The following is a 15,410-nucleotide window of genomic DNA, read 5'->3' on the forward strand; positions in this document are numbered from 1 at the left end:
GGTAACGCGAATCTCCTAGATTGCCGGGGTAACGGTGACGGTGATGGTGTTCGTGCCGCCGTCTGAGGCGATCACCAGGACAGGGGTGCCCGGCGCGGAGACAACGTGTCCTCCGGTGACGCTGACCTGGTAGCCGTCGGGGTATTGCAGTGTCGGTACCGAGATCTCGGTTTGGGTGCCGGCGGCGAAGTATCCTGAGCCGCTGGCCATCTCGGTCGAATAGCTGAAGTTGAAGGTGCCGTCCGCGAACGACCAGGCACCAGGGGTGCCGGCGACCGCCAGCGGGTAGGGCTGGGCCAGCGTGGTCAAGGTCGCATAGTCGACGGTGTCGTCGGTTATCGGGGTGTGCAGGTCGTGGTAGCGAATCAGGGTGTAGTCCCAGAACATCCAGCTGTAGCCATAGCGGTTGGCCTCGGTCATGGTGTCGGTGATCGAACCCGTGTTGGTGGATGCGCCGAACTCGGTGATCGCTACCGGGAGATCGTATTTCGAGGCGTAGGCGTCGGCGTAGCCTTGGACGATGGTCTCCCACAGCGAGCAGCCGAAGTCGGTGCCGAAGAGGGCCGTCATGGTGCAGTAGTCGTGGAACGCGTAGACGACGTTCGAGTCGTCCACCTCGCCCAGGTAGGTCGGGATGGGCAGGTTACCGGATAGCGTGCTCGGTTCGACGTACAGCGTGGTGGTCGAGTCGACGGACCGGATAGCCGAAGCCACCTGGTCGTAGAACGAGGTCAGCTGCTGGCCTTCGAAGAATGAGTTGCCGAAGATGGTCGACAGCCACGTCGAGCCGGCCCACGGCTCGTTCATCAGCTCGTAGCCGACCACGTTCGCGTCGTCTTTGAAGTAATGCGCAACGGCTTGCCACATCTGCGCGTAGTGGTTCTGCAGACCGACGCCGTCGGGCGCGTCGGCGTTCCGCCAGAAGGCATCCCAGACGTGGTTCTCCGCGGGGTTGAGTGCATAAGTCCACGGCCAGCCGGTGTCAGGGTTGGGCAGCCCGCCGGTCTGCACCGCCCAGTCCGGGGCGCCGTCGCCGTAACCCATGGGACCGCCGAGCCCGGAGGAGTACAGATCCTGGTGCATGTCGAGCACGGTGTAGATGCCGTGGTTGGACAGCGTCTGAATGGTCTGGTTAATGGCGGCGAGGTAGTCGTAGTCGATGACGCCGGGCCTGGGTTCCACGCCTTCCCAGAGGATGCCCACCCGCACCACGTTGAAGCCGTTGGCGGCCAGCAGCGCCGCGTCGGCATCGCTGAACCCCTCGTTCTCAGCGGCGGGATAGAACGGCGCCCGCTTGTTCACCTCGCCGAATCCGTGCAGGACGACCACCCGTCCGTCGTTATCGGTGATCCAGGCGCCGGTGGTGCCAAGGTCAGCGACGCCGCCGGGAGGCAAGCCCTCCAGAGAGCCGAATTGCCCGTGAACACCGTGAGCGCCCAGTAGCGAGCTGCCGTTGCCGCCGGCTCCGCCGAGGGCGGGCAGTTCTCGGCCACCGGTGTACACGCCGTCGCCGGCGTCGCCACCGGCGCCACCGATCCCGAACAGTCCAGTCGCGCTACCGCCGTCACCGCCATAGCCACCGACACCACTGTCGCTGCTGCCGCCGTCGCCACCGTCACCGCCGATGCCGATCAACCATCCGCCGTCACCGCCGTGGCCACCGATGGCGCCCGCGCCGCCGTCACCGCCCGCCCCTCCGGTGCCGAAGAGCCCGGCCGCGCCACCATCGCCGCCGGCGACGCCGGCTTCGGTGCTATCCCAGCCTGCGCCGCCGTCACCGAACAGCCATCCGCCCGCGGTGCCGTCGGGGATCGCTGCCGTTCCGTCGACGCCGTTGCCGATCACCAGCGAGCCGAACACCGTGTTGATCACGTCGTTGACCGACTTGCCGAAGTCGCTGGTGATCCAGGCCTGCATGCCGGCGTGCACCGGGGTGTAGAGGTACTGCTGCACCCAATCAGCGAGGTCCGCCTGATCGAAGCTGGCCGTTCCGGGCACCGCGAGGGCACCCAGTTCGGCCAGCACACCGTCCCAATGGGTGGGTGCCAGGAAGGTGTCCCAGGCCGACGGTGAGAGCACCGCGTCCCAGTCGAGGGTGTTGGTGGTGGTGTCGAGGAAGGGGGCGAAGGCTGCGTCGATCGCGTCATCGAAGTCGGCCCCGGCCACCGGGGCCGACAGCGGCGCCAACCCGAACGCCACGAACGCGCCGGCACTGACACCGAAACCGACGAGGCGGCGTCGTGCCGGGTTGTTGCCCAACCGGTGAGTACGCGTGACGGAACGCTGACGAGTCATTACCTAAACCCCTGGCGACGGAATTTCTCAGGTAGCCATGACCCTGAGCAGGAATTCTAATAATTCCCTGCGTCAATCCTGGCAATCGTCAGCCGTGAAGTGAAACACCAAACCGCCGCCTCATTGACAACGCAGGCGTGCTGAATCAGCTGGTGGTCGGTCTGTTCTCCATGGCGTGGACGAGCTCGGATTCTCGGTCCCGCACCGCGAGTGCGGTGTCCAGGAACTGGGTGACCAGGGGCGAGCGTTCGCCACTGTGCCAGGCCAGGGCGATCGCCGAACCGGGCCAGTCGTTGATCTCGAGGAATTCCACCCCGGGCATCGGCATGTGGTGCATGACCACTGCGCTGGTGACCGCGATGGCCGCGCCGGCCGCGACCAGTTGCGCTTCCTCGGTGATCGAGTTGATGGGAACGAAGCGGGCCTTGGTTGACTCGTCGCGCGCCGCCTCCAGGCACCAGAAAGCGCGATAGGCCTCGTCAAGGGTGTCGCCATTGGTGATCGGATCGGCGATGAGTTCCCGCGCGGACACCGAACCCCGTCCGACGAGGTGGTGCGAGCTCGGCACCATCGCCACGACCGGATCGACGAACAAGACCTCCGTCTCGATGTTGGGTAGACCCTTCGGCAGGCGCACGAATGCCACGTCGGTGGCACCTGATGCCAGGCCTGCCGAGGAGTCGTGGACCGGGAACTCTTGCATCTCAACGACGACATCGGGGTGGCGTTCCCCGAACTCGGACAGGATGAATGGTGTCAGTTCGAGAGCGGCACCGGGGACGTAGCCCAGCCGCAGCGTGCCGGCCAGCCCCCGTGCGGCCCGGCGGGCGGCAGACGCGGCCTCATCAAGAACGGCCAGCGCCGTACGTGCGCCGTCCAGGAAGGCTTCGCCCGCGGGCGTCAACGTCACCTTGCGGGTGGTGCGCTCCAGCAACTTGGCGCCGACCAGGCTCTCGAGCTCCTTGATTTGCCGGCTGAGGGCCTGCTGGGCAAGGTGAACGCGCTCCGCGGCCTTGCTGAAGTGCAGCTCTTCGGCCACGGCCACGAAGTAGCCCAACTTGCGGGTGTTGATCTCGATGGGGCTCAGCATAGCTCGGGCAGCTTGTATCGGGGGGTCGAGCTACGCAGGTGGGCTGCCCGCAGCGCCGGTCACGGTAACGGTGACGGTGGTGGCGCCGCCGTCCGAGGCGATGATCAGCACCGGTGCGCCAGGGGCCGAGACCACATGCCCGCCGGTGACGGAGACTTGGTAGCCGTCCGGGTACTGGATCGGCGGCACCGAGATCTCGGTCTGCGACCCGGCAGCGAAGTGGCCTGTGCCGCCGGCCATCTCGGTGGAGTAGCTGAGCTGGAAGGTGCCTGAGTTGAACGACCAGGAGGTCGGGGTGCCGGCAACGGCCTGCGCGTACGGCGCTGACGTGGCTTCCAGCCTGGACCAATCGACATTGTCGCCGACGGGCGGCTTGCTCGGGTCGAAGACCAGGGCATTGCCTGGGGCGGTGCCGGTGATGGCGGGTACTCCGTTATAGGCCCACTGCGACCAGCCCCACATACGCTGGTCGGCGGCGTTCATCACCATGATCGCTTCCGCGGCGCCGTTCCCGGATCCGAACTCCGAGATGAGTCCGGGCACACCGTAGGTGGTCGTGTATGCCTCACCGTTCTCGGCCAGTAGCTCGATGTAATCCGGGCACAGTGGTGAGAGGGCCGCACTGATGCTGGTCAACATGCAGTAGTCGTGGAATGCGAAGACGCCATGTGGGTCGTCCACCGGTCCCAGCTGAGTCGGTACCGCTTCGTTGAACAGGGTGTTGGGCTCGTAGATCAACGGTGTCGTCGGGTCAACGGATCGGATGGCCGCGCTCACCTGGTTGTAGAACGGGGTCAGCTGCTGAGCTTCGTAGAAGGAATTGCCGAATATCGTTGACAGCCAAGTGGAACCGGCCCACGGCTCGTTGATGATCTCGTAGCCGGCGATGTTGGGATCGTCCTTGAAGTAGTCCGCGACGGCTTGGGTCATCCGCGCGTAGTGGTTCAGCAGCCCAACTCCGTCGGGGCCCTTGGCGTTGGACCAGAACATGTCCCAGGCGTGATTCTGCGCGGGGTTGAGTGCGTAGTTGAGTCCGAAGCCGATGTCGGGGTTGGGCAGTCCGCCGGTGTAGGTAGCCCACTCCGGTGCGCCTTCGCCGCCGAAGACGGGGCTGAAGTCGTCCTGATGGAAGTCGATGATGCTGACGATGCCGTGGTTGGCCAGGGTCTGCACAGTTTGGTTGATCGAGGCCAGGTAGTCGTAGTCGATGACGCCGGGCTGCGGTTCCACTCCCGCCCAGATGACCCCCAGCCGTACCGAGTTGAAGCCGTTGGCGGCCAAGAACGCCGCGTCATCGTCGCTGAACCCGCCGGCGGACGGCTCGTAGGGCGAGATCTTGTAGACCTCGTTGAACCCGTGCAGGACGAGGACCCGCCCATCGGCGTCGGTGATCCACGTGCCGGCGGTGGTGATCCCCGCGACGGCTGCCGGGGCGCCGTCGAGGGTGCCGTAGTGGCCGTGGTCGCCGTGGGTGCCCAGCAGCATGCTGGCGTTGCCGCCGGCGCCACCGAGGGCGGGGAGGTCGCCGGGGCCGGTGTAGGTGCCGTCACCAGCGTCGCCGCCGGTGCCGCCGTTGCCCATCAGCCAGCCGCCATTGCCGCCGTCACCACCATGGGCGCCGAGGCCGCCGTCGGCGCCGTTGCCACCGTCGCCGCCGTTGCCGAACATGCCGGCGTTGCCCCCGGCGCCGCCAGCACCGCCGGATTCGGTGTTGCTCCAGCCGTTTCCGCCGTCGCCGAACAGCCAGCCGCCGTCGGTGCCGTCGTGGTGCTCGGCGGTGCCGTCGATGCCGTCGCCGATCAGGGCGCGACCGGTGAGGGCGAGAACGGGTTGGTTGATGAGGTTGTTCAGTTGTTGGCCGACGTCGCTGTTGATCCAGTCTTCGATGCCGTTGTGGATCGGGGTGTAGAAGTACTGCAGCAACACGGTGTTGGGGTCGGCGACGGCGGGTCCGGCCAGGGCGGTGCCGGCCAGTTCGGTCAGGACGGTGTCCCAATGGGTGGGGGCTAGGAAGGTGTCCCAGGCGGACGGTGAGAGCACCGCGTCCCAGTCGAGGGCGTTGGTGGTGGCGTCCAGGAAGGGGGCGAAGGCGGCGTCGATCGCGTCATCGAAGTCGGCTTGGGCCGCGGGCGCGGTGACCATTGGTGCCAGCCCGAAGGTCAGGACTGCCCCCGCGGTCGCGGCAACACCGATGGCATGGCTGTTCAGCGGGCGATTTGCGGCGGGGCTGCTGTGACGCATCATCCTGGTGCTCATCTCCAAGTTCGCGGCAAACCTGTGTAAAACATGTATGTAGGCGGAAATCTAACTCTGCGTACTGGCGCGTAACTTAAGAATCGCCAAAACCGGCTGGAGGTCGCGGCCAGGTGCTGGGAGCTTCCCGGCCGCGTTAGGCTGACCCGACATGTCTGAGCCCCAACCGCAAGTCGCACCGCTGTTCTTCGAGCGCGGTGCCAGCTGGTATTGGGTGCTGTTCGGGCCGATCTCCGCGGGATTGCTGGTGTTGATTCAGAACTCTGGCGGCTACGGCTTTCAGCCCCTAGTTCCCACCGTGTTGTTGGTGCTGGTCTCGACGATGCTCGCCATCCAGGTGAAGGCGGCGCGTATCCACACCTCCGTCGAGCTGACGGCAGACACGTTGCGGCAGGGCACCGAAACCATTCGGGTGGCCGACATCCTGGCGATCTACCCCGAAGCCGAGCGGCCTACCGGCTGGGGCAAGCAGGAACCGAAGAAGTGGCAGGAATCCCGCGCGCTGGGCGAGCTGAGCGGGGTGCCCCGACGCCGGGTGGGCGTCGGGTTGAGGCTGACCGGGCGGCGCACGGTGCAAGCCTGGGCGCGTGATCATCGCAGATTTCGTGCCGTGCTCAGTGAACTGATTCCGGAGACGGTCCCGCCTGGTGGGCCTGCTGAAACCGACGTCGAGGACGGATCGTCCTGGTGAGGCCAGCCTCGATTCTCCGGGCCGTGGTCGAGCTGGCCTTGGCCGCCGTCGCAGCGGTCGGCTGCGCGATGAGCTGGCTGCAGGTGCGCTATCTGGTGCTCGTCGCGCCGGTCATCGATGGCGAACCGGCTACCACCTCGGTGACCTATCACCCCCGCATGCTGCTGCTGGCGTGGGTGTTGGCGACGGCCGCCGGGGTGCTGGCAGTAGTCGGCGCCGCCCGGCTGCGCCGAGCCCGCCGTGCAGGCGACCCCATATACCCCATGGGGGTATAGTCGACGGCGTGATCACCACAGACCTTCAGTTGCGGGGAATGACCTGTGCGTCGTGCGCGGCGCGGGTGGAGCGCGGCTTGAACGCGCTGGATGGGGTGCATGCCACGGTGAACTTCGCGGTCGAACGGGCCCGCGTCGAGCACGATCCGAACGTCTCGGCAGCGGATCTGGTGCGCGCCGTGGAGTCCACCGGCTACCAGGCCGCGGTGGTCGGCGCGGGCCACGAGCACTCGGACGAGCATGCCGATGTCCCGGCTGCCCAACTTCGCTCCCGGCTGGTCGTCTCGGCATTGCTGGCCCTGCCGGTGGTGGCGCTGTCGATGGTGATGCCCTGGCAATTCAGCGGCTGGCAGTGGGTGGTGTTCGCTCTGACCACCCCGATCGTGGCGTGGGGCGGTTATCCCTTCCACCTCGCCGCGTTGCGTACTGCCGTCCATCGCGCCGCCACGATGGACACCCTGGTTTCGCTGGGCACGCTTGCGGCCTATCTGTGGTCGGCGGTTGCGGTCTTCACCGGGGCGGGCCATCTGTATTTCGAGGTGGCCGCGGTCGTCACGGTCTTCCTGCTGGCCGGCCGCTACGCGGAATCGCACGCCAAACGTTCGGCAGGAGCAGCGCTGCGGGAACTGCTGGAACTCGGGGCCAAGGACGCCGCGGTCATGCGGCGCGAGGACGGTGTGCTGACCGAGGTCCGGGTGCCGATCGCGGAACTGCGAGTGGGCGACGTCATCGTGGTCCGGCCGGGGGAACGGGTCGCCGCTGACGGCGTGGTCATCGATGGCGCCACCGCGCTGGACACCTCGGCGATGACCGGCGAATCACTGCCGGTGGACGTCGCCGACGGTGACTCGGTGTTAGGTGGTTCGCTCAACACCACCGGGCTGGTGCTGGTCCGAGCCACCAAGGTCGGTGCCGATACCCAGCTGGCCCGGATGGCCACGATGGTCTCCGATGCCCAGGCCGGCAAGGCGTCAGTCCAGCGGCTCGCCGATCGGGTGTCGGCGGTGTTCGTGCCCGCCGTGCTGGGGATCGCCGCGCTCACTCTGGCTGCCTGGCTGCTGACCGGTGCATCCGTCGCGTCGGCGTTCACCGCGGCCGTCGCGGTGCTGATTATCGCCTGCCCGTGCGCGCTCGGCCTGGCCACGCCGACCGCCATCCTGGTCGGCACCGGCCGCGGCGCCCAGCTCGGCATTCTGATCAAGAACCCCCAGGTGTTGGAGGCCGTCAAGGACATCGACACCGTCGTGCTGGACAAGACCGGCACGGTCACCACCGGCGTCATGGCTGTCGGTGGTCTCGCGGTCGCCCGCGGCGAGGACCCCGACACCGTGCTGGCCCGAGCCGCTGCCGTCGAATCGGGGTCCGAGCACCCGATCGCCGCGGCCATCGTCGCCGGAGCCAAGGCCGGCGGCCTGGAGATCTGCCAGGTGACCGAGTTCGCCAGCCGTCCCGGCCACGGCGTGACCGGGGTGGTCGACGGTGTGCGGGTGGAGGTCACCCGATCGGCTGTGGCGCACGCGACCGGGACCGCCGTCGAGGTCTCGTGGGGCGGGCTGGCGCGCGGGACGATCACCCTGACCGACACCGTGCGGCCCACCAGCGCGGCCGCGGTGGCGGAGCTTCAGGCCATGGGCATCACTCCGATGCTGCTCACCGGTGACGGTGCGGCGGTGGCGCGCATGGTGGCCGGCGACGTCGGAATCGATCCGGCCAACGTCATCGCCGACGTCTTGCCCGCGGACAAGGCCGAAGCCGTCAAACGGCTGCAGGCGCAGGGTCGGCGAGTCGCGATGGTCGGCGACGGCGTCAACGACTCGGTGGCGCTGGCCACCGCCGATATCGGGATGGCGATGGGAACCGGCACCGACGCTGCCATCGAGGCCGGTGACGTGACGCTGGTGCGTGGTGACCTCGGCACGGTTCCGACGGCGCTGCGGCTATCCGCACGCACCCTGCGGATCATCCGGCAGAACCTGATCTGGGCGTTCGGCTACAACATCGCGGCGATCCCGCTGGCGGCGGCCGGGTTGCTCAACCCGATGATCGCGGGCGCGGCGATGGCGGCCTCGTCGGTTCTGGTGGTGACCAATAGCCTGCGGCTTCGACGTTTCGCGCGGTAAGGTCCGAAAAAGTCGAACAGGGGGTTTGCTCTATGTATGCACGCAACGTTTCACACGGGGTGATCGCGAAGGCAGGGGCGGTGTGCGCCGGTCTGGCGGCGTTTGCTCTGGCGGTATCCGGGCCGGCCGGAGCCGATCCGGCCAATCCCGACCCGTTCAGCCCCAGCGACTGCATCGCCAACGCGAATGCGGTCTGTAACGCCGGTCCTTATGGCCCAGACAGCCTGACCAATCCGGCCAACATAAACAGCCCGCTGAACCCGGCGAACCCGGACAACCCGGCCAATCCGATGAATCCGGCGAACCCGGAAAGTCCGATGAACCCGATGAATCCGGCGAACCCGGCCAGCCCGATGAACCCGATGAATCAGGCCTAAGGCCGCAGGCCTGCCTGCGAGTGTGCGTTTTAGCCGGTTCTTCGTGAGCGCGCCCAAAACGCACACTCGGCGAGGGAGCGCCGGGATTATGCGGCGGTTCCAGCGTCGCCTCTCCTGCGTCGAGGCTCGCTGAACCGCGAGGCTTATGCGGCGGTTCCAGCGTCGCCTCTCCTGCGTCGAGGCTCGCTGAACCGCCGGGCTCACGAATCCAGCCAGGCCAACTCGGCTGGAAGCTGCTCCCGCCAATAGGTCACGTCGTGTCCGCCGGGGGAGAACCCGCCTGCCGGTGGCGGATTCAGTTGGCCGATGAAGCTCTTGGTCGCGTACGCGAAGCTGTCCGCGGTCCCGCAGTCGACGCGCAGCGGGAACGGCGCCAGCCGCGGCACCAGATTGAACACCGAGTTCGTCCGCCAGTCATCGACGCTGTCGAAGGCACCGGCGGGCGCGCCGAAGTAGGTCATATAGATCGCCGGGCTGATGGCACAGATTCCTGCGGTGCGCGACGGACCCAGGCGGGTGCCCAGCTGCAGCGCGCCGTAGCCACCCATCGACCAGCCCATGAACCCGACTCGGGTGATATCGATGCCCTTCTCCGGCAGCATCGGGATCAGCTCATTGAGCACCATCGCACCGGCGTCCTCCCCGGAGCTGTGCCGGCGCCAGTAGGTGTTGCCGCCGTCAACGGCGACCACCGCGAACGGTGGCCGGCCTGCTGCGGTCAGCTTCGCCAGCTCTTCTTCCACGCCCAGATCCATCACCCAGGCTGCGTCGCCGTCCTTGCAGTGCAGGGCGATTACCGGCCGCAGTGGAGCGGTCTGTCCCGGCGGCCGGGCGATGATCCAGTTGGTCTCCACCCCGCCGCGGGCCGCGGACACGAACGAGCCGGATTCGCGGGTCGGATAGGTGGTACCGGTCGCCCGCGACTCGGCCGGGTGCCGCCCCGCACCCACGCCGAACAGGCCTACAGCCCCCGCGGCACCGACCCCGAGGCGCAAAGCAGCCCGGCGGGTCAAATCTGCCATGTACAGCATCATCGCGTGGCGCCTGCCCGGTTTGCCCCGGCACGCCGCGGTATTGATCAGGTTGATGCCGGTTCGTTAGGAACGTCGGGGACCGGCGGGCGGCCGAACTGCTGGCGAAACGCGTCCACGGTGTAACTCACGACGGTGGCCTCACGAGGGGCACGGACCGTCGCCGAGCGGGGGATCCGCACCATGGGGCCGAGCTGGCCGGCGTACTGGTCCGGTTTGCCGATTTTGAGCAGCCCGTCGCCGGCGCCCGCAGAGTCGGGGGCGATCTCCACCTCGCCTTCGGTGACGACGTAGATCAGGTCCTCGACGGTGCCCTGTTCCAGCAGTACCGAGCCCGGCCCCAGCCGGACCGGCGCCTGCTGCGGGCGGGTCGGTACCGCGGTCGGCGACAGCTGAATGACGATGTCGGCCAGCGGAACGATCCGGGTGTCGTGGGTCGCGACCACCACAACGCGGTCGCCGGCCGCCAGCACCCGCAACAGTTGCACGACTTCGCCGGCCCGGACGTAGTCCAGTTGCGCGGTGGGTTCGTCGGCCAGGATCAGCGGCGGATCCAGGGCCAGTGCGCGCGCCACCGCCACCCGCTGCTGCTGGCCACCACTGAGTTGCCCGGGATGGTGGGAAGTCCGATCGGCCAGACCGACTCGGGTCAGCAGATCCCGGGCGCGTTCTTGGGCGGACCACTGGGTCCATCCGGCTGCCCACATCGGGACCATCACGTTCTCCAGCGCGGTCAGGCTCGGCACCAGGTTGAACGCCTGGAAGACGATGCCGACCGTGCGCCGCCGGTAGGAGGTGATGTCGCGTCGGCCTAGCGTGGTCACATCGGTGGCGCCGAACAGGATCTGACCGCTGGTCGGGCTCAAGATCCCGCCCAGGCACGACAGCAGCGTGGTCTTGCCGCAGCCACTGGGACCGAGCACCACCACCAGCGAACCGGCCGGGACGTCCAGGCTCAGGCCGTGGATGGGACGGATCGGTTCCCCGCCGCCGGTGGCGTATTCGATGACCAGATCACGGATCCGCAGGTCTCCCATGAGTTACGGCCCTCCGAACGCCAGAACCGGATCCACGGCCACCGCGTGGCGTAGACCCGCCAGACTGGCCAGCAGGCCGATCCCCACCGCGGTCAGGACCAGCAGCGCAAACGACGACCCGGTCACCGCCACCAGCATCGGAAACAGCGGCCCGATCGACACCGCCAAGACGCCGCCGAGCACCGCCGCGGCCACCGCGACGACCACCGCCTGCAGGGCCAGCCCGGCCAGCACCATCCAGGTGGTGACCCCCAGCGCCTTGAACACCGCGAAGTCGCGGGTGCGTTCCAGCGCAGACAGGTAGATCAGGGAGCCCACGATCAGCGCGGCGACCCCCCACAGCAGCACCGACATGTACGACAGCGCCATCTGAGCACCGGCCAGCGGGCGAACCATGTCGTCGACTGCGGCGGTCCGGTCCACCACCCGGTAGCCCTTCGGCACGTGCGCGGGCGTGCCCCGCACGCCGATCGCGGAGACCACCGGTTGACCCGAATACATCAGACGTTGAGCGCCCGCCACGGTCAGGAAGCCGTTGGGTTGGCCGGCCAGCGTGGTCGACTTCCCCACCAGGCCGACGATCCGCAGCTTGTCCGCGCCCAGTTCGATCTCGTCCCCGACAGCGCGCTTGAGCGTGGTCGACATCGCGATCTCGTTGGGTTCGGTCGGCGCTCGGCCCTCGGTGAGTGGTGGCATCGCAGCCTTGGGCACGCCGTAGATATTCACGTTCAGCGGCGCCTTACCGTCCTGCAGGATGGTGTTGCCGTAGACCACCGGCAGCGCGGCGTCCACGCCGGAAATCCGGGCGACATCGCCGGCTTCGGCCTGCGGGAAACGCGACGAACCCATGAACGGCCCTACCGCAGCCGTCTGGATCAGGTAGCCGTCGATGTTCAACGAATCGGCGACATGCTCCGCCTCGACGCGGAATCCGTGGGTCAGCCCAGCCAGCACCAGGGTCAGGGCGAACACCATCGCGGTGCCCACCGCGGCGACGATGAACCGGCGCAGTCGCCACTGCAGATCGCGAAACGCGGTGATTAACATCCGCACGCGCGCATGTTATCGCAGCGTGCAGCTGTGATCGCCGTCGCGGCGGGGGGCCGGAAGTGCCTCCGCAAATCCGGAATGCCCGGTCAACCGCTAGTTTTTGGGCTACAAATACACACACGCCGCTTTCGTGCGCCCGGTGTACGCCCCAGGGAGGGGGTCGGTGATGAATTACGCTGCCCTGCCACCGGAGATCAACTCGTTGCGGATCTACACCGGACCGGGCTCCGCACCGATGCGAGCCGCCGCCGCCGCCTGGGGCGGACTCTCCGCCGAACTGCACTCTGCGGTCGCGTCGTACGAATCGGTGATCGCCGAGCTGACAGCCCAGGCCTGGCTGGGGCCGGCCTCCCAGGCACTGACGCGGGCGGCCGCGCTGTATGCGGCCTGGATGACCGCCACCGCAACCCAGATCGACCACACCACCGCACAGGCGAACGCGGCGGCGGCCGCCTATGAGGCGGCACACAGCGCGACGGTGCCGCCTTCGGTGGTGGCGGCCAACCGAACTCACCTGCTGCTGCTGATTGCCACCAATGTGTTGGGCACCAACACCGCGGCGATCGCGGCCAACGAGGCCGAATACGGCGAGATGTGGGCTCAGGACGCGGCCGCTATGTATGCCTACGCCGCGGGGTCGGCGGCCGCCACCGGCCTCACACCGTTCCAAGAACCGCCGCAGACCAGTAATCCCGCCGGACCGGCCAGTCAGGCCGCCTCGGTCGCGTCCGCCGAGGCCACCTCGTCGTCGTCGGACGTCCAGTCCCTGCTCAGCCAGCTGGCCTCGGGGATCTTCGGCTCGCCGAACAGCTCGCTGCTGCAGTCGGCGGCGGCCACGCTGCCCGGGATCGCGCAGGGCCCCGAGGACCTGCTCGTGTGGCCCAGCCTGTCCGATCTGTTGGGCGTCAGCGCGGTGTCGATGCTCTCGGTGGTGATGTCTGCTGGTGCTTGGGCGGCGGGGGACGCCAGTACCCGGGAGATCCTGGCCGAGCAGGATCAGCTGCAGCTGGTGGAGTACGAGATCCTGCGCAACATCGACCTGTTCTCCCCGTTGACCCCCTCGCGGCCGATGGTGCCCGGGGTGTCGTCGATGTCGGCGGCAATGGGCGAGGCAATCACCGCCGGGAACCTGTCGGTGCCGATCAACTGGGCGGCCAACGCCCCGGAGATTCGAAGCCTGTCCTACTCCAAGCCGCTGGCCGGACCGGGCTTCGGCGGTGCGCCGCCGGCGTCGCTGGGCGCTGCCGGCACTGCGTTCAGCCAGATGGCGCTGGCGGGCATGGGCGGCAGTGCTCTGGCGGGCTCGGTCAGTCGCGGCCGCGGGGGCACCGATGCGGCATCGTCCGCGCAAGTGCAGATGCCGCAGCGCGCGGCGGGAGACGCGACGGCTGATTCGCCCGCCGGTGACACCGAGGGCGCCCCCGGCCCGTCGATGATGGGCATCGCCGCGGAGATCCGCGAATTCGCCGAGCTACGTGACCGTGGGTTGATCACCAACGACGAGTACAACGAGCAGAAGATGCGCCTGCTGGGCCGTTAGGCCAGTTCCGTATTTGCGGCGGTTCTTCCGCAGAAATTCCGCCCTTGTGGCTCCAAGTCTCGCTGGCTAAGCTCCGGCCACTCAGAGGCGAAGGGGCGGGAAATGGTCGATCGGGACAGTCAGTGGCGTCTCGGCAGGAATCGTCACACCCTGGTGGGGGCCTGCCTGGCGCTGGGGTTGGTGCCCGCGGCGCCGGCATACGCCGACTTCGACGACCTGTTCGGGTTCGATCAGCTCTTCGACGCCGCGGCTCTGGGGGCCTCGGCGTTGCCCGACCCGGCCGATGCCACCGACGCGCTGGATCTTTCGCAGGTGGTGGGCGACGACATCTACACCTGGGCATCGGTGGTCGAGGTCGTCTTCGCCGGGCTGTTCCAGAACCAGCTCTACGCCACCATTCACGACCTCGGCGAGATGTGGATCCAGGGGCCAGGTGTGCTGTTGGACCCGATCATCAACCCGCTCTTCGCCTTTGACGGCGCGTGCGGCCTGATCTGCAACGGCGTCAACGGCACGGTGGATCACCCGGACGGTGGCGACGGCGGCTGGCTGTTCGGCGACGGTGGCAGCGGCTACAACCCGGGCGCCTCCGAAGACACCGAACTCGGCGTCAGTGGTGGGGACGGCGGCGACGCGAAGATGATCGGCAACGGCGGCTGGGGCGGCGACGGCGGGGCCAGCGCCAACGGCGGTGTCGGCGGTGTCGGCGGCTGGCTGATGGGCAACGGCGGTGACGGCGGCTGGGGCGGCGACGGGCTCGACAGTGTCTCGGGCACCGCCGGCAACGGTGGCGACGGCGCGCTTGGGGGCGACGCCATCTCACTGTTCGGCGCCGGCGGACGCGGTGGTGACGGCGGTGACGGTGGCTGGGGCAATGCCGGCGGTGACGGCGGCAACGGCGGCGCCGCGGGTGCTGGCGGCAATGCGGTGGCCGGCTTCGGTGGCCCCGGCGGCTCCGGAGGCTACGGCGGCAACGGCGGAGCCGGCACCGCCGAGCACCCGAGTGGCGGTAACGGCGGCGACGGCGGCACCTCCGGTAACGCCGGCAACCTGGTGTTCATGGGCAATGCGGGGCCCGGCGGCTTCAGCGCTCCCGGCGGCAACGGCGGAGACGGCCTGGCCGGTTCGGCCGACGGCAACGGCGGCAACGGCGGCCGCGGCGGAGACAGCGGCTCCGGCGGCTACGGCGGCAACCCGAGTCACGCTCGTGCCGGCGGTGCCGGCGGCAACGGGGGAGCTGCCGGATCGGCCACTGCCATCGCAGGCAACGGCGGTGACGGCGGCAATGGCGGTGACGGCATGCGGGGCCACCCCAACGGAGGTGAAGCCGGCGGAGGCGGCAAGGGCGGCACCGGTGGCGCCGGTGGTGCCGGAACGGCTGCTCACCCCGATGGCGGAGCCGGCGGGAAGGGCGGAAACGGGGGCAATGCCGGCGACGGCAACGCCGCGGCGACCGGTGGCGACGGGGGTACCGGAGGCGCCGGGGGTGTGGCCGGCCCCGGTGGGTCGGTCGGTCGCGGCGGCGACGGCGGCAATGGCGGCACGGGCGGTCAGGCTCCCACGCCGGGGGCGGGCGGTAAGGCCGGTGGCGGCGGAGCGGGGAACCCCGATGGCGGCGCCGGGCAGTCCGGGGCGCCCGGCAGCTGATGGG

The 15,410-nt window shown here is 68.5% G+C and carries 12 protein-coding genes; 6 read left to right on the forward strand and 6 right to left on the reverse strand.

Translation table 11 applies throughout. The features are described from left to right. Positions 1-15: 15 nt before the first annotated feature. From MJO54_RS02960 to MJO54_RS02975, 3 genes are all read right to left on the reverse strand, one after another. The gene (locus MJO54_RS02960) at positions 16-2,295 is read right to left on the reverse strand and encodes a cellulase family glycosylhydrolase (protein ID WP_082957349.1); all 2,280 of its coding nucleotides are present in this window, start codon (positions 2,293-2,295) and stop codon (positions 16-18) included. Between the two features lie 145 nt (positions 2,296-2,440). Further along, positions 2,441-3,385 (reverse strand): LysR family transcriptional regulator, encoded by a 945-nt coding sequence (locus tag MJO54_RS02970; protein ID WP_064889139.1) that lies wholly within the window; start codon positions 3,383-3,385, stop codon positions 2,441-2,443. 30 nt (positions 3,386-3,415) lie between these two features. Further along, the gene (locus tag MJO54_RS02975; protein ID WP_240175626.1) at positions 3,416-5,629 is read right to left on the reverse strand and encodes a cellulase family glycosylhydrolase; all 2,214 of its coding nucleotides are present in this window, start codon (positions 5,627-5,629) and stop codon (positions 3,416-3,418) included. Positions 5,630-5,789: 160 nt separating this feature from the next. Between MJO54_RS02975 and mce1N the strand changes: the two genes are divergently transcribed. The 4 genes from mce1N (at position 5,790) to MJO54_RS02995 (ending at position 9,101) form a co-directional block, all read left to right on the forward strand. Beyond that, entirely contained in the window at positions 5,790-6,329 is a 540-nt protein-coding gene (mce1N, locus tag MJO54_RS02980) for a transport-regulating membrane protein Mce1N (RefSeq protein WP_046286127.1), read from the forward strand. Further along, positions 6,323-6,604 (forward strand): hypothetical protein, encoded by a 282-nt coding sequence (locus tag MJO54_RS02985; RefSeq protein ID WP_109469919.1) that lies wholly within the window; start codon positions 6,323-6,325, stop codon positions 6,602-6,604. The genes mce1N and MJO54_RS02985 overlap by 7 nt, the downstream gene beginning before the upstream one ends. Positions 6,605-6,642: 38 nt before the next feature. Next, positions 6,643-8,724: a heavy metal translocating P-type ATPase gene (locus MJO54_RS02990; RefSeq protein ID WP_240175939.1), complete on the forward strand. Its 2,082-nt coding sequence runs from the start codon at positions 6,643-6,645 to the stop codon at positions 8,722-8,724. A gap of 80 nt (positions 8,725-8,804) precedes the next feature. Then, positions 8,805-9,101, forward strand: coding sequence for a hypothetical protein (locus tag MJO54_RS02995; protein ID WP_105294391.1), 297 nt, complete (start codon positions 8,805-8,807; stop codon positions 9,099-9,101). Positions 9,102-9,301: 200 nt separating this feature from the next. Here MJO54_RS02995 and MJO54_RS03000 read toward each other — a convergent pair whose 3' ends face one another. The 3 genes from MJO54_RS03000 to MJO54_RS03010 are packed head-to-tail and all read right to left on the reverse strand — an operon-like array spanning position 9,302 to position 12,216. Continuing rightward, positions 9,302-10,135 carry an alpha/beta hydrolase gene (locus MJO54_RS03000; protein ID WP_105294392.1) on the reverse strand — a complete coding sequence of 278 codons (834 nt, stop codon included), beginning with the start codon at positions 10,133-10,135 and terminating at the stop codon, positions 9,302-9,304. Between the two features lie 44 nt (positions 10,136-10,179). Then, entirely contained in the window at positions 10,180-11,169 is a 990-nt protein-coding gene (locus MJO54_RS03005; RefSeq protein ID WP_046286865.1) for an ABC transporter ATP-binding protein, read from the reverse strand. Positions 11,170-11,172: 3 nt separating this feature from the next. Continuing rightward, positions 11,173-12,216, reverse strand: a complete 1,044-nt coding sequence (locus MJO54_RS03010) for an ABC transporter permease (protein ID WP_046286866.1) — start codon at positions 12,214-12,216, stop codon at positions 11,173-11,175. Between the two features lie 169 nt (positions 12,217-12,385). On the opposite strand from MJO54_RS03010, the gene MJO54_RS03015 reads away from it, so the two are divergent. Beyond that, positions 12,386-13,759: a PPE family protein, SVP subgroup gene (locus MJO54_RS03015; protein WP_240175627.1), complete on the forward strand. Its 1,374-nt coding sequence runs from the start codon at positions 12,386-12,388 to the stop codon at positions 13,757-13,759. Positions 13,760-13,861: 102 nt separating this feature from the next. Further along, positions 13,862-15,406 carry a PGRS repeat-containing protein gene (locus tag MJO54_RS23585; protein WP_275564488.1) on the forward strand — a complete coding sequence of 515 codons (1,545 nt, stop codon included), beginning with the start codon at positions 13,862-13,864 and terminating at the stop codon, positions 15,404-15,406. Positions 15,407-15,410 lie beyond the last annotated feature (4 nt).

Origin of the sequence: Mycolicibacter virginiensis, assembly GCF_022374935.2 — a bacterium.
Lineage (GTDB): Bacteria > Actinomycetota > Actinomycetes > Mycobacteriales > Mycobacteriaceae > Mycobacterium > Mycobacterium virginiense.